We start from the raw sequence: 14,445 nt of genomic DNA on the forward strand, positions 1-14,445 counted from the left end.
GAGCCCGCTTTCTTTGCTTACTTTCTTTGCGGCGGCAAAGAAAGTGAGTGCCGCCCCGCACAGGGGCAGTGCTAATAGACCACCGTGATCACAAGGAAAGGCCAACGCCACGAAGCACACCGCCAAAGGGCGCAGCCCAAAAAAGCTCAGCCCCGCCCCGCACAGGGGCAACGCTAATAGACCACCGTGACCACAAGGCCAACACCACAAAGAACCTACCCAAAACAAAAAACAAAAAATCACCTCGCCGTATACCCCCCATCAACCGGCAAAGCCACCCCACTCACCATCGAAGCTGCCTCACTCAACAAAAACAGAATCACCGCAGCCACCTCAGCCGACTCGGCAAACCGCCGCAAAGGAATCGCCGCCAAAGCAGGATCCCGCTTAACCGGATCACTCCACGCAAGCACCGCCATCGGCGTCAACGTAACCGTAGGATTAACGCTATTCACGCGAATCCCAAACGGCCCCAACTCGATACAAAGCGCGCGCGTCACCGCGTCCATAGCCGCCTTGGAAGCCGAATAACTCAAATGATCGTCCAGCGCGACAAGAGCGGCCTGACTCGACACGTTCACGATACTGCCCGCGCGCTTACCTTCGATCATCCCGCGCGCGACATGCTTGGCAACCAGCACCGCGCCGCGCGTATTCACCGCCATCACCCGATCGAAACTCGCAGCCGTCGTGTCCACCGCGCGCTCCAGCAACGCAATGCCCGCGCAATTCACCAGGCCGTCGAATGCATCGAGCGAACCCAACGCATCGTCGATTGCAGCCTCGTCGCCGACGTCCAGCACCAGCGGCTCGCAACCGGTTTCCTCCGCGAGTCGCGCTAGTTCGTTCACGTTACGCGCTGCCGCCACGACATTCGCGCCCGCAGCGCACAGCGCTTCGACAGTCGCGCGGCCGATACCGCTCGATGCACCCGTCACGAGAATCGAGCGGCCAGAAAAATCGAAAGTAGCATTCATGATGATTGCAACCGATGCATGACCGGCTTCAACGCCGGATAGAGGTCCGTATAAACGCCAAAGCGCTGCTCGTATAACGTCATTCGCACAGCATCGGGTTGCGCGCGTTCGACCAAAGTCACCCAGCCGCGCTGCGCGTCGTCACGCGAAACAAGCCCGACGCCTACCGCTGCAAGTAACGCCGCGCCCATCGCCGCTTCGACATCCTGCTCGATCGTGTAGACCGGATAGCCGGTGATGTCCGCGATAATCTGCATCCACAAATCGGAATGCGCGGCGCCGCCGACGACGATCAGTTTGTCATCGAGCGATTGCGCGCCTTTGCGCCCTGCCTCGATGTTGTGCTTCAACGCAAACGACACGCCCTCCAGCACCGCGCGGTACAGATGCGCGCGCGTATGAAAGAGGCTCAGGCCAACGAACGCGCCGCTCGCCTTTGCGTCCCACACAGGACTGCGTTCGCCCATCAGATACGGCAGAAACATCACGCCGTCCGAACCGGCCGGGACCTTGCCTGCGGACTCTTCCAGCAAACGATGCGCGTCGCCATGCGGCATCGCGCGCGCGGCTTCGATCTCGGCCTGGCAGAACTGCTCGCGATACCAGGTGACCGACGCGCCCGCCGTAATCGCACCGCCGAATACGTAGATATCGTGCTGGCCGTTGAAGACGTGCGGCATGCTGATCAACCCATGACGCGCGTCGACCGATTGATTGATGTAGCCCCAGCACATGCTCGTGCCGATCATCGCGACATGCTGCCCTGACCGCGTGACGCCAGCCGCGAACGTTGCCATCGCGGCATCCACGCCGCCCGCGACGATCGCCGTGCCCGTGTCGAGTCCGAGTTGCTCCGTCCACTGCGATAACAGGCCACCCACCACGTCCGATGAATCGACCAGTCGCTCCGGCATCATCGTCGCGGGAATGCCGAGCATGTCGAGCGCTTCGTCAGACCAGTCGCGTTTCGCGATGTCGTAGACGCCGCCGATGTTGCCCGCCGAACTATGATCGACCGCGACCTCGCCCGTCAGCATGTAGATCACGTACGCGTTCGGCGGCAGGAAATAGCGCGTTTTCGCCCATACGTCCGGCTCGTGATCGCGCAGCCACAACATCTTCGTATAGCCGTAGTAGCTGTCCACACCGTTGCCGGTAATCGTGTAGAGCCGTTCGAGATCGACGTTTGCGCGCACCCACTCGACCTCGCGCGTCGCACGCCGATCCATCCAGATCAGACACGGCGCGAGCGGGCGCATTTCGTTGTCGACCGGAATACCCGAGCCGCCGTACAGACTGCTCACGCACACCGCCTTGATCGACTTCGCCGCGACGCCCGCCTGCTTCGCTTTGCCCACGCAAGCGGCGATGCATTCCACCACCGCCTTCAACCACACCGCCGGCCATTGTTCAGCCCACAGCGGCTTGGGCGTATCCGGCTGATAGCCCGACGCATGTTGCGCGACGATCGTGCCATGCTGATCGACCAGCAGCGCCTTGGTGCTCTGCGTGCCGATGTCGATGCCGATCACGTAGTTCATACAGTCTCCGTTTTATAGTCCGCTGGTGCACGCGCTTTGTACCGCGCAAAAACTCACGCGCGCGGTTTCAGCAGCACCTTGATCGAATCGAGCGAATTCGCAATCCTGATCGCGTCGTCCCACTCTTCCAGCGAAAAGCCGTGCGTGACAATACCTTTCGATGTGACGAGTCCGCGCGCCAGCAGATCGATTGCAATCGGATAGCAGTACGGCCCCAGATGCGCGCCGCGTACGTCGAGTTCCTTGCGGTCGCCGATCACCGACCAGTCCAGCGTCGTATCCGCACCGAACACTGAAAACTCCACGAAACGCCCGAGCTTGCGAATCAGGTCCATCCCCTGGTTGACGCCGATCGGCGCACCGGTCGTTTCAATATACACATCGCAGCCGTAGCCGTCCGTCAGCGAATGGATGATCGCGAGCGCGTCCTGCTCTTTCGGATTGATCGTCACGTCCGCACCGTATTCGCGTGCCAGCGCGAGGCGCTCTTCCACCAGATCGATCACTACCAGTTTCTTCGGTGTCTTCAGATGCGCGACTTGCGTCATCATCAATCCGAGCGGACCGGCGCCTGCGATCACCACCACATCGTCGAGTTGCAGATCGCCGCGATTGACCGTGTGAATCGCGCACGCCAACGGCTCGATAATCGCGGCGTCTTCGAGAGAAATGCCGTCGGGAATCTTATGAACAATCGCGGTCGGCGGAATGCGCATGTATTCGGCCATGCCGCCGTCCGCGACTTCGCGCTGGAAACCGAAAATGTTGTGCACTTCGCACATCCAGTACTTGCCGGATTTGCAATAACGGCACTTGCCACAAGGCACAATCTGTTCGGCGATCACGCGGTCGCCCGGTTCGACGCCGAAGTGTTCGGCTGCGCCTTCGCCGATTTCTTCGACATAGCCAAAGAATTCGTGCCCCGGAATCACCGGCGCTTTTACCCACGGGCTCGGGCCACCCCAGAACATTTTCGCGCCGGAATGGCATTTGCAATCGCTCGCGCAAATGCCGCACGCAGCAATGCGGATCACCAGTTCGTGCGTGCCGGCCTTCGGTTTCGACACCTGTTCGACGCGATAATCTTTCGGCGCGTGACAGACGATGGCGGTCATGTTCTCTTTGTCGGATTGTGTCGTCATTGCATGGTCCTGCTAAAAGGAGTCGAGGGGAATTTACTTTCTACGGTCGCGGCTAATGTAGATCGCGAGCAGAATGATTCCGCCCTTGATCACGTTCTGCACATACGGATTCACGCCGACCATGTTCAGGCCGTTGTTCAGCACGCCGAGCAGCAACGCGCCGATCAACGTGCCGATGATCGAGCCGCGTCCACCGGAAATCGACGTGCCGCCCATCACCACAGCGGCAATCGCATCGAGTTCGAAGCCGACGCCCGCGTTCGGCTGGCCGCTCATCAAACGCGCGGTCAGAACGATGGACGCGAACGCGGACGTCAAACCCGCAATCGTGTAGACGATCAGCTTCACGCGCGCCACGCGCACGCCGGACAAACGCGTCGCCTGTTCATTGCCGCCAATCGCGTAGACGTAGCGGCCGAACGGCATGCGTTCGAGCAGCACCCACGCGATCACGTAGATCACCGCCATGATCACGACAGGCGCCTGAATGCCGAGAATCTTGCCGCTGCCGAAGAAGCTGACCCAGTCGGGCAAGCCGTCAATTGGATAACCGCCGGTGTAGATCAGCGCAAGCCCGCGAGCGATGCCCATGGTCGCCAGCGTGACGATGATCGGCGGCATGCCCGCGAACGCGACGAAGAAGCCGTTGGCCGCGCCGAATCCCAATCCGACCGCGATGCCCACTGCCAGCGCGGCGACAGCGTTCATGCCGGCGACCATCAAACCGGCGGCGAGCGTGCCCGCCAATGCCATCACCGAGCCCACCGAGAGGTCGATGCCGCCGGTGAGAATCACGCACGTCATGCCGACCGCAATGATCGCGTTGATCGATACCTGGCGCAGCACGTTCTCGATGTTCGCCGCGGAGAGAAAGCTGTCGCTGGCAAAGACCATCACGATGCACACGACCAGCAATCCGATGAACGGATAGAACAACGTAGAGCGCTTGAGCGCGGCCCAGGTGAAGCGCACAGGCGCACCAGGTGTGTCGCTACTCACCGTGGAAGTCTTCGGCGAAGAAGAAGGATTAGGCGTGTTCATGGGGTGCTCCAAGGGCGCCGGCAGTGGCATAAGTCATCACGGCGTTCGAGTCGATCGCGTCGCCTTCGAGCATCGCTTCGATGCGTCCCTGCCGGAACACGGCGACGCGGTCGCACATGCCGACGATCTCCGGCAATTCGGATGAGATCATGATGATCGAGTAGCCACGCCCGGTGAGTTCGCGCATCAGCAGATAGATTTCGGCTTTGGCGCCGACGTCGATGCCGCGCGTCGGTTCGTCGAAGATCAGGATGTTGGTGTGGTGATTCAGCCAGCGCGCAATCACGACTTTCTGCTGATTGCCGCCGGAGAGCGTTGCGACTTCGGTGTGCATCGTCGGCGCTTTCACGCCGACGCGTTTCATGATGTCGGCGGTCGCGCGCGCTTCACTGCGCTGGTCGATGAAAAACCGCATCGATCGATATTTACCGAGATTGTTGATCGAGATGTTCTGTTTGATCGAGAAGTCGGTAATCAACCCCTCTGTCTTGCGGCTTTCGGGCAGGATGCCGACGCCCGCGCGCAATGCATCGGCTGGGTCGGACAACTTCGCCGACTCGCCGTTGATGCGAATCTCCTTCACGTAGGCCGGATCCGCGCCGATCACCGCGAGCGCGGTTTCCGTGCGGCCCGAACCGACCAGTCCCGCGAAGCCGAGAATTTCGCCTTCACGCAGCGTGAAACTCAACTCGGGGCTGTCCTTCAGTAATTGCAGCTTCTGAACATCCAGCACAATCTTCGCGTCGGCCCGCAACGGCGGCTTCGGCGGAAAGCTGCTTTCGATCCGGCGTCCCACCATCATCTGCACGAGACGTCCCACGTCGGACTCCGCGACCTCGGTCATGCCGACATACTGGCCGTCGCGCAACACCGTAATGCGGTCGCACACTTCGAAAATTTCTTCGAGATGGTGCGAGATAAAAATCATCGCGACACCCTGTTTTTTCAGGTCGCGCATGATCGCGAACAGATGCTCTGCTTCGGCAGGCGTGAGCGTCGCGGTCGGTTCATCGAGAATCAGAATGCGCGCTTCCAGCGACAACGCCTTGCCGATTTCGACAAACTGCTGCTGCGCGACCGACAGCTCGCGAATCGGTACCGACAGATCGATCGCCACGCCGAGCCGCTGAAAAATCGCCGCCGCCGCGCGCCGCATCTTGCCGCGTTCTAGCAGACCCAAACCGTTCTTCATTTCGCGGCCGAGAAACATGTTCTCCACTGCGTTCAGATATGGAATCAGACTGAACTCCTGAAACACGATGCCGACGCCCGCAGCAACTGCGTCGTGATAGTTCGTGAAGTGACGCGCCTCGCCTTCGATCGTGATCGTGCCTTCGTCCGGCTGATAAATGCCGCACAGGATTTTCATCAGCGTCGATTTGCCCGCGCCGTTTTCACCGAGCAGTGCGTGAATCTCGCCGCGCGCGATTTCCAGGTGAATGCCTTGCAGCGCCTTCACACCCGGAAAGCTCTTGGTGATGTTGTCGAGTTTGAGAATGGTGTCCATCGGGTCCTCCTTTACCACCGGTTGCCATGCGTCAAACGACGCGCGGCAACCGGACTTCGCGTTACCAGCTAAAACCCTTGGCGTTACTCTTGTCGATCATCTTCACGTCGACGGGAATCGCTTTCGGCACATTGGCGCCCCACTTCTTCGCGAGCGCAATGCCGAGTGCAATACGCACCTGGTCAGCCGGAAATTGCGCGGACGTCTCGATGAATTTCGAATTCGGCTTCTGGATCGCGGCGATCGCTTCCGGCGCTCCGTCGACGCTCGTCAGCTTGATGTCCTTACCGGACGATTCGATTGCCGACAACGCGCCCATCGAGCCGCCGTCGTTCACGCTGAAAATACCCTTCAGATTAGGATGCGCCTGAATCATGTTTTCGGTGACGGACAACGCGGTCGCTCGCTCCTGCTTGCCGTTTTGGGTATCCACGAGTTTCACGCCTGGCGCTTTCGCGAGCGCCGCTTTGCAACCGCGTACGCGTTCGAGAATCGGCACCACCGGAATGCCGTCGAGAATCGCGACTTCACCGCTGCCGCCAATCGATTTCGCGAGGTAATCGCAGGCCATTTCGCCCGCATCGTAGTTCTTCGAACCGACGAACGAATCGACCGGGCCGTTCGCGTTTGCGTCGACGGCAACCACAACCACGCCCGCTTTCTTCGCCGACGTCACCGCCGATTGAATGCCGGTCGTGTCGGTCGGATTCACGAGCAGAATGTCGATCTTCTTCTGCAGCATGTCTTCGACATCGCTGACCTGTTTGCTGACATCGTGATGCGCATCGGTGACGACCACCGTCGCGCCGATCGATGCGGCCGCGTCGTTCAACGCCTTCTGCATCGTCACGAAATACGGGTTATTCAACTCCTGGAACGTCATGCCGATTTTCAGCGGCGCGGCTTGCGCGGCGGGCGCGGCAATCAACGAAAGGCCGAATGCGAGCGTCGCGAAAGCCGCCGTGTTGCGCGCGAAACTCGTCAACGTGGCCCGCTGTGAAGGCAGTTGAGGGAATTGCGTCATGGTTTGTCTCCGTTATTAAGGTTGAACGCGTCCCTCACGCTGTCGTGGGACAGCGCGATACGTGTCGAACGCGAGGTGAGATAAAGCGCTTCGGCTACGGGCCAGACGCGCGAACTACGTGGACTACATGAATCAGTTAGTCGCCCGCTGCGCGCCCGTGGCGCGCTTCAGCGGCGGATAGGCAGCGGCAACCGTGGGCGGCAGGCCGGGTGCGAGAACGATGGCCGGTGCATCGTCGATACCCGCGCCGCGCGCGGCGGCTTCTTCGGATGCATCCCGGCTCGCGTCATTCAGTTGCTGATAGCGACGGAATTTCGACGGCGCCATCCCCTTCACCGCAAGGAACTGCCGGTTGAAATTCGACAGGTTATTGAAGCCCGCCTTGAAGCAGATATCGGTGACGCTCAGTTCGTCGTCGGTGAGCAACTGACACGCGAGGTTAATGCGCATCCGGTTCACGTATTGCACGAACGGCAGACCGGTATGCCGGCGAAAATATCGCGAGAAAGCGCTCACGCTCTGGCCCGCGAGTTGCGCAAGATCGGACTCGCGCAGTTCGTTCGCGAGGTTCTTGCCGATATAGGAAAGCGCATGATTGATACGGGTCGATGCAAAGCCCGTCGGGTCCGCCTGATAAGCGGGGCTCGCCAGCGTCTCGCGGTCTTCCGCGTTCATCAGGATGTCGAGCATCGACATGAACAGCGTGAGACGGCGCAATCCGCGCGCGGCCAGCAACTCGTGGAACAGCGGCAGGATCGCCGCGCTGGTCTGCGTACCGAACGACAGCCCGCGCCGTGAATCCGCGAGCAGGGTGTCGACCTGCCGCCACTCGGGAAAGCTGTCGATACAGCTCGACACGAACTCCTGCCCGAATTGCACGACCAGATTGCGCTGCGCAATCGACTCGCCTTCCGGCACGTCGCTGACCCAGTTGTGCGGCAGGTTCGGGCCCATCAGCACGAGATTGCCCGGCGCGAAATTGCTGATGTGATCGCCGACGAACATCTTGCCGGTGGTCGCCACGATCAGATGAATTTCGTATTCCGGATGAAAATGCCAGCGCACCGTCCGGTACGGATAACCATGCGACCACACTTTGAATGATTCGTCGCGGCGTACGGCCACGATCTCGAGATCGGGTTGCACTGTCTGCCTCCATGATGCGGTTCGCCGGGGCGCCGCTGAGCTTCATCTTGTAGAGCGAAAAGTAACCTTCAAACGCGCGATCCACCACTAGAAATGAGACCGCGGACCAATACTTTTTTGCATTCGGGTTACTCCCGACGCGTCGAATGTCAATTTTGGTGCAATGCAATACGCTTAAATGCGCCCATCGATGTACGCCCCATCTGGCGACCGGCGTCGCCGAACCCCGCTGCAAACCCCGCCACGCCGCGCTGCGCCACAAAAAGCCCGTGCACTCGCCTTGACATTCGTTTCAGCGGGTACGATCATTCGCTCACATGCAGAGCAAATGCTCCATCTTAAGAAAAAACGCACGCTCCGTGTCGTGCGAGACATTCAGGAGACGAACATGAACAGCGGGCAAAGCAGCGGCACGGCCGCCCACGTGATCCTGCACATCGGCGCGGGATCGTTTCATCGCGCGCACCAGGCGTGGTATCTGCATCGGCTGAACGAGGCGAAGGTGGCGGGCGAGCCGCACTGGTCGCTCACGGTCGGCAATATTCGCGGCGACATGAACGCCGTGCTCGACGCGCTCGCTGCGCAAAACGGCGTCTATACGCTCGAGACCGTCACGCCTCAGGGCGAGCGCGCTTACGAGACAATCCGCTCGATCGAACGCGTGGTTCCATGGACAGAAAGCCTCGACGGGCTGATCGAAGCCGGCGCCGATCCGGCCTGCAAGATCATCGCGTTCACGGTCACCGAAGGCGGTTATTACCTCGACGAGGAAGACGAACTCGATACCGCGAATGCCGACCTTGCCGCCGATCTGCAAGGCGGCCACACGACGATTTACGGTGCACTCGCGGCGATTCTCGACGCGCGCATGAAGCGCGGCGCGGGTCCGGTCACGCTGCAAACCTGCGACAACCTGCGCAGCAACGGCGAGCGTTTTCACGCGGGCATGAGCGAGTTTCTGGAGCGGCGCGGTGCTGACGAACTCGCGCAATGGTTCGACGACAACACCGCGTGTCCGAGTTCGATGGTCGACCGCATCACGCCGCGCCCTACGCCCGACGTGAGCGAGCGCGTGAAGGCCGCGACCGGTGTCGACGACGCGTGTCCGGTGATGGGAGAAGCGTTTATCCAGTGGGTGATCGAAGACCGTTTTATCGCTGGACGCCCCGCGTGGGAAAAGGTCGGCGCGGAACTGGTCGACTCGGTGATGCCGTACGAGGAAGCGAAAATCCGCATCCTGAACGCGACGCATAGCTGCATTGCGTGGGCCGGCACGCTGGTCGGGCTGAACTACATCCACGAAGGCACGCTCGACGCCGACATCCAGAAATTCGCCTACGACTACGTGAGCGAAGACGTGATCCCGTGCCTCACGCCGAGTCCGCTCGATCTCGAACGTTATCGCGACGTGGTGCTGGAACGCTTCGGCAATCCTTATATCCAGGACACGAATCAGCGCGTCGCGGCGGACGGCTTTTCGAAGCTGCCTGGTTTCATCGCGCCGACGCTGTCCGAATGTTTCGAACGCGGCGTCACACCCGCTGCGACAGCGATGCTGCCCGCGCTGTTCTTCCGCTTTCTCGAACGCTGGCATCACGGCAAGCTGCCGTACAAGTATCAGGACGGCGTGATGGACGACAGCGTCGCGCACGCTTTCTTCGCGGCGCCCGATCCGCTGAAAGCTTTCGCCGCCGACCGGTCGCTGTGGGGCAGCACGGCGCAGACGCCCGAACTGGAATCCGCATTGGCGGGCGCGCTCGCCCGCGTCGACGTGTGGCTCGCCAAACGCGGCGCAGCCTGAGCGCGGCGCTTCAATTCACCTTGATTCACGCGCGGTGCCAGGCTTAATGCGCATGGCACCGTGCGTCATGTGCGGCTAAAGTAGCGCATCTCTAACGACGAAGGTTCCGCGCCCATGTATCTCGGCATCGACCTCGGCACGTCCGAAGTAAAAGTCCTGCTGCTAGCGTCCGATGGACGCGTGATCGGCACCGCAGGCTCCCCTTTTACCGTTTCGCGTCCGCATCAGCGCTGGGCCGAGCAGAATCCCGAAGACTGGTGGACCGGCACGCGCGCGGCGCTCGCCGCATTGCGCGCGAAGCATCCCGATGAGTTCGCGCAGATTCGCGGCATCGGCCTGTCCGGGCAGATGCACGGCGCCGTGCTGCTCGATTCGCAGGACCGTGTGCTGCGCCCTGCGATTCTGTGGAACGACATGCGCAGCGACAAGGAATGCGCCGAGCTGACCGAACGCGCGCCCGATCTGCACAGTGTGGCCGGTAATCTGGCGATGCCGGGTTTCACCGCGCCGAAGCTGTTGTGGGTTGCGCGTCACGAGCCGGAGATTTTTGCGCAGACCGCGTGCGTGCTGTTGCCGAAGGACTATCTGCGTCTGCAACTGACCGGCGGCAAGGTGTCCGATCCGTCCGACGCAGCCGGTACGTTGTGGCTCGATGTCGCTAAGCGCGACTGGTCCGACTCGCTGCTCGCCGCGTGCAACATGACGCGCGCGCAGATGCCGAGCCTCGCCGAAGGCAGCGCGCCGTCGGGCACATTGCTGCCCTCGGTCGCGCGCGAATTCGGTTTGAGCGACGGCGTGATCGTCGCGGCCGGCGGCGGCGACAACGCGACCAGCGCGATCGGCATCGGCGCGACGCAACCGGGCGACGGCTTCGTGTCGCTCGGCACGTCGGGCGTGCTGTGTGTGGTCGGCGACAGCTTCAGGCCGAATCCGGCGTCCGCCGTGCACGCGTTCTGTCACGCGATTCCCGACCGCTGGCATCAGATGAGCGTGGTGTTGTCGGCGGCGAGCTGTTTGCGCTGGGTCTGCAAGCTCACGTCCACCGACGAACCCACGTTGCTCGCCGAAATCGAGGCGCTTCCCGCCGATGCGTTGACCACCGCGCCGCTGTTCCTGCCGTATCTGTCGGGTGAGCGCACGCCGCACAACGACCCGTACGCGCAAGGCGTGTTCTTCGGCATGAATCACGCGACCGACCGCGCCTTACTCGGCTACGCGGTGCTCGAAGGCGTGACGCTCGCGCTCACCGACGGCCTCGACGCGTTACGCGCCGCCGGCACCGAAGCGAAGGCGCTGTCGCTGCTCGGCGGCGGTGCGCGCAGCGACTACTGGGCGCAATTGCTGGCCGACGCGCTCGACACCGCCACCCGCAAACACGGCGGCGGCGAAACCGGCGCGGCACTCGGCGCGGCCCGTCTCGGCTGGCTGGCAGCGGGCGGCGATCCGGCCACCGTGCTGACCAAACCGCCCATCGAAAAGGAGTTCACGCCGAACCCACGTCGTCATGCGGAATTGCGCACGCGGCTCGAAGCGTATCGCGCGCTTTACCGTCACGTGCGTCCGTTGTTCGACCCGGCGCGAGCCCCGCTCGCCTGACCGGTCAGCGCAGCCGGCCCCGTTGAGAGTCGGGACCGGCTGCTATCATCGGCGCACTTCAAGCGAACCGTTACCGTGCCCAAGTCCACAGAAAAACTAGATCTTGCAACCCGTGCGGCGTGGCTTTACTACGTCGCCGGCAATACCCAGAACGAAATCGCCGAGAAGCTGCAGGTGTCGCGCCCGGTCGCACAACGGCTGGTCGCATTCGCCGTCGAAAAGAACCTGATCCGCGTGCGGGTCGATCACAAACTCGCCGACTGCCTCGCACTCGCCGATCAACTGTCGAAGCGCTACGGCCTCACCATGTGCGAAGTCGTGCCGATCGACGGCGATGCCGCCGAAGAGGTCGACCGCAAGCTGGCCGTGGCCGGCGCGCAGGTGATGGAGCGCTATCTCGGCGCGGAAAAACCGATGGTGGTCGCCGTGAGCAGCGGCCGGACGCTGAAGGCCGCCGTCGATCAGATCGCGCAACTGGACCGTCCGCAGCACCGGTTGGTATCGATGGTCGGGGCGATCGCCCAGGACGGCTCCTCGAACCGCTACGACGTCGCGCTGCACATTTCAGAGAAGACCGGCGGCAAGCATTTTCTGCTGCCCGCGCCGCTGCTCGCCGATAACGAGGCCGAGCGCGCGCAATGGTGCAATCACCGGCTGTACCGGATCGTCGAGTCGCTGTCGGCAGAGGCCGATGTCGCGTTCGTCGGGATCGGCAATATCGGGCCGAAATGTCCGCTGCACGAAGACGGCTTCATCACGTCGGCGGAAGTGAAGGAGTTGATGCAGAACGGCGCGGTGGCCGAAATGCTTGGCCTGCCGATCGACTCGGCGGGCGCGCATGTCGAATCGCCTACAGGCCGCCGCGTGACGAGCATTGCGCTCGACACGCCGCCGCGCCGTCCGACGATTGGTTTTGCTGGTGGCCAGCGCAAGCGCGAAGCGTTGATCGCCGTGCTGAAAGGCGGCTGGCTGTCGGGGCTGGTGACCGATGAACTGTGCGCGCGGGCCGCGCTGGAAGCCTGAGCCACGCGCCGGGTGTGAAACCCTAAACCAGCGGCAACCCTTCGGTGATGATGATCCGGTAATCGCCGCCCTGCAGCCGCGTCTGACTCACCTGCTGATACGCGGGACTGCGATACCAGGCGAGCGCCTCGTCATAGCCGGTGAATTCGAGAATCAGAATCTCCTCGATGGCCGGCCCTTCCACCACTTCCTTGCGCCCGTGGCTCGCGAGCATCATCACCGGATGTTGTTCGAACACAGCGGGCGCGACCTGTTTGTACTCTTCGAGCTTGGCGGGATCGAGCGTCTTCTCGCGCGTAATGACGACGTAGGCGGGCATGAGCGTTTCCTGAGCATGATGGGGAGGAAAGCTAAACAGAAAGCTGCGTGCCCACCGCCTGGTTCATCGTTACGCGGCCAGCACCTCGACGATCTTACGCTGGAATGCTTTCCCTTCGCTGTCGAACAAATGGCAGTGTTCGGGCGTGGCGCCGAGCTTTTGCGTCTCGCCTTTGGTATGACGTTCGAGCGGCGGAATCCGCGCGATCAGACCGTCCGGCGCAACGCCCGATTCCGCGTACAGATACGCTGCATCGCCAAGCGATTCGATCGCCATCGTGCGCGCCGAAATGCCGTCGTCGGTCGTGCCCACATGCAGATGCTCGGGGCGAATCCCCACCGTCACCTTGTCGCCCTGCTTGACCGCGCCGGGCTCCACCGCGACGCGCTGCGTCTCGCCGGTTTCGTAGCGCACCGTCACACCGTCGTGCGTGACCGACTGCACCACGCCTTCCATGAAGTTCATTTTCGGCGAACCGATGAAACCCGCGACGAAGCGATTGGCCGGCGCGTGATACAGCATCGTCGGACTGCCCACCTGTTCGAGATTGCCCGCCGACAACACGACGATCTTGTCGGCCAGCGTCATCGCTTCGACCTGATCGTGCGTGACGTAGATCATCGTGGTCTTCAGTTCGTCATGCAGACGCGCGAATTCGAGGCGCATTTTCACGCGCAAAGCAGCGTCGAGATTCGACAGCGGTTCGTCGAACAGGAACACCTTCGGCTTACGCGTAATCGCACGGCCGATCGCCACGCGCTGACGCTGCCCGCCTGACAGCTGCTTCGGCTTGCGGTCGAGCAGATGGTCGATGTGCAGAATCTTCGCGGCATTGCGCACCGCCGCGTCGATCTCCGGCTTCTTGGTGCCCGCGAGTTTGAGGCCGAACGCCATGTTGTCGTACAGCGTCATGTGCGGATACAGCGCGTACGACTGGAACACCATCGCGATGCCGCGCTTGGCGGGTGCAACATCGTTCACGCGCACGCCGTCGATGGTCAGATCGCCGCCGCTGATGTCTTCGAGGCCGGCAATCATCCGCATCAAGGTCGATTTACCGCAACCGCTCGGGCCCACGAACACGACGAATTCGCCGTCCGCGATGTCGAGGTTGATGTCGCGCATCACTTCGTTGTCGTCGTAAGCCTTCCTGATGTTGCGCAGAGTTACGCTTGCCATGATGTGTCTCCGTATGTTGCTCTGTACTGTGCTTTGCTGAGTGCTGCTTCTGAGTGCTGCCTGCCAGATGCTTCAGCGATATGAACTGCTTATGTGCTTATGTTGGCCCCGCCACCTGCTTCGTTGCGCCTGCCTGTGTCACCGTGTTC

Annotated in this window: 12 protein-coding genes; 3 read left to right on the plus strand and 9 right to left on the minus strand. The window is 61.8% G+C overall.

Annotation, left to right across the window (positions count from 1 at the left end; translation table 11 throughout):
• Positions 1–239: 239 nt before the first annotated feature.
• From BLS41_RS14210 to BLS41_RS14240, 7 genes are all read right to left on the minus strand, one after another.
• Positions 240–977, minus strand: coding sequence for an SDR family oxidoreductase (locus tag BLS41_RS14210; protein ID WP_074765498.1), 738 nt, complete (start codon positions 975–977; stop codon positions 240–242).
• A complete protein-coding gene (locus BLS41_RS14215) occupies positions 974–2,518 on the minus strand; it encodes an FGGY-family carbohydrate kinase (protein ID WP_074765500.1) in 1,545 nt (514 codons plus the stop codon). The genes BLS41_RS14210 and BLS41_RS14215 overlap by 4 nt, the downstream gene beginning before the upstream one ends.
• A 53-nt stretch (positions 2,519–2,571) precedes the next feature.
• Positions 2,572–3,660 (minus strand): alcohol dehydrogenase catalytic domain-containing protein, encoded by a 1,089-nt coding sequence (locus BLS41_RS14220; RefSeq protein WP_074765502.1) that lies wholly within the window; start codon positions 3,658–3,660, stop codon positions 2,572–2,574.
• Between the two features lie 33 nt (positions 3,661–3,693).
• The gene (locus BLS41_RS14225) at positions 3,694–4,701 is read right to left on the minus strand and encodes an ABC transporter permease (RefSeq protein WP_074765504.1); all 1,008 of its coding nucleotides are present in this window, start codon (positions 4,699–4,701) and stop codon (positions 3,694–3,696) included.
• The gene (locus BLS41_RS14230) at positions 4,688–6,208 is read right to left on the minus strand and encodes a sugar ABC transporter ATP-binding protein (protein WP_074765506.1); all 1,521 of its coding nucleotides are present in this window, start codon (positions 6,206–6,208) and stop codon (positions 4,688–4,690) included. The genes BLS41_RS14225 and BLS41_RS14230 overlap by 14 nt, the downstream gene beginning before the upstream one ends.
• A 61-nt stretch (positions 6,209–6,269) precedes the next feature.
• The gene (locus tag BLS41_RS14235) at positions 6,270–7,232 is read right to left on the minus strand and encodes an ABC transporter substrate-binding protein (RefSeq protein WP_074765508.1); all 963 of its coding nucleotides are present in this window, start codon (positions 7,230–7,232) and stop codon (positions 6,270–6,272) included.
• 132 nt (positions 7,233–7,364) lie between these two features.
• On the minus strand, positions 7,365–8,378 hold the full coding sequence (locus BLS41_RS14240) for an AraC family transcriptional regulator (RefSeq protein WP_074765510.1): 1,014 nt from the start codon (positions 8,376–8,378) through the stop codon (positions 7,365–7,367).
• A 388-nt stretch (positions 8,379–8,766) separates the two neighbouring features.
• On the opposite strand from BLS41_RS14240, the gene dalD reads away from it, so the two are divergent.
• From dalD to BLS41_RS14255, 3 genes are all read left to right on the plus strand, one after another.
• Positions 8,767–10,179 (plus strand): D-arabinitol 4-dehydrogenase, encoded by a 1,413-nt coding sequence (gene dalD, locus BLS41_RS14245; protein ID WP_074765512.1) that lies wholly within the window; start codon positions 8,767–8,769, stop codon positions 10,177–10,179.
• Positions 10,180–10,293: 114 nt separating this feature from the next.
• Complete coding sequence (gene xylB, locus BLS41_RS14250; RefSeq protein WP_074765514.1) at positions 10,294–11,775, plus strand: xylulokinase; 1,482 nt, start codon at positions 10,294–10,296, stop codon at positions 11,773–11,775.
• 75 nt (positions 11,776–11,850) lie between these two features.
• Positions 11,851–12,798 (plus strand): sugar-binding transcriptional regulator, encoded by a 948-nt coding sequence (locus BLS41_RS14255; RefSeq protein WP_074765516.1) that lies wholly within the window; start codon positions 11,851–11,853, stop codon positions 12,796–12,798.
• A gap of 22 nt (positions 12,799–12,820) precedes the next feature.
• Here BLS41_RS14255 and BLS41_RS14260 read toward each other — a convergent pair whose 3' ends face one another.
• Both BLS41_RS14260 and BLS41_RS14265 read right to left on the minus strand, forming a co-directional pair.
• Positions 12,821–13,117, minus strand: coding sequence for a DUF1330 domain-containing protein (locus tag BLS41_RS14260; RefSeq protein ID WP_074765518.1), 297 nt, complete (start codon positions 13,115–13,117; stop codon positions 12,821–12,823).
• 69 nt (positions 13,118–13,186) lie between these two features.
• A complete protein-coding gene (locus BLS41_RS14265) occupies positions 13,187–14,296 on the minus strand; it encodes an ABC transporter ATP-binding protein (protein WP_074765520.1) in 1,110 nt (369 codons plus the stop codon).
• Positions 14,297–14,445: the final 149 nt, after the last annotated feature.

The organism is Paraburkholderia fungorum, assembly GCF_900099835.1.
GTDB lineage: Bacteria > Pseudomonadota > Gammaproteobacteria > Burkholderiales > Burkholderiaceae > Paraburkholderia > Paraburkholderia fungorum_A.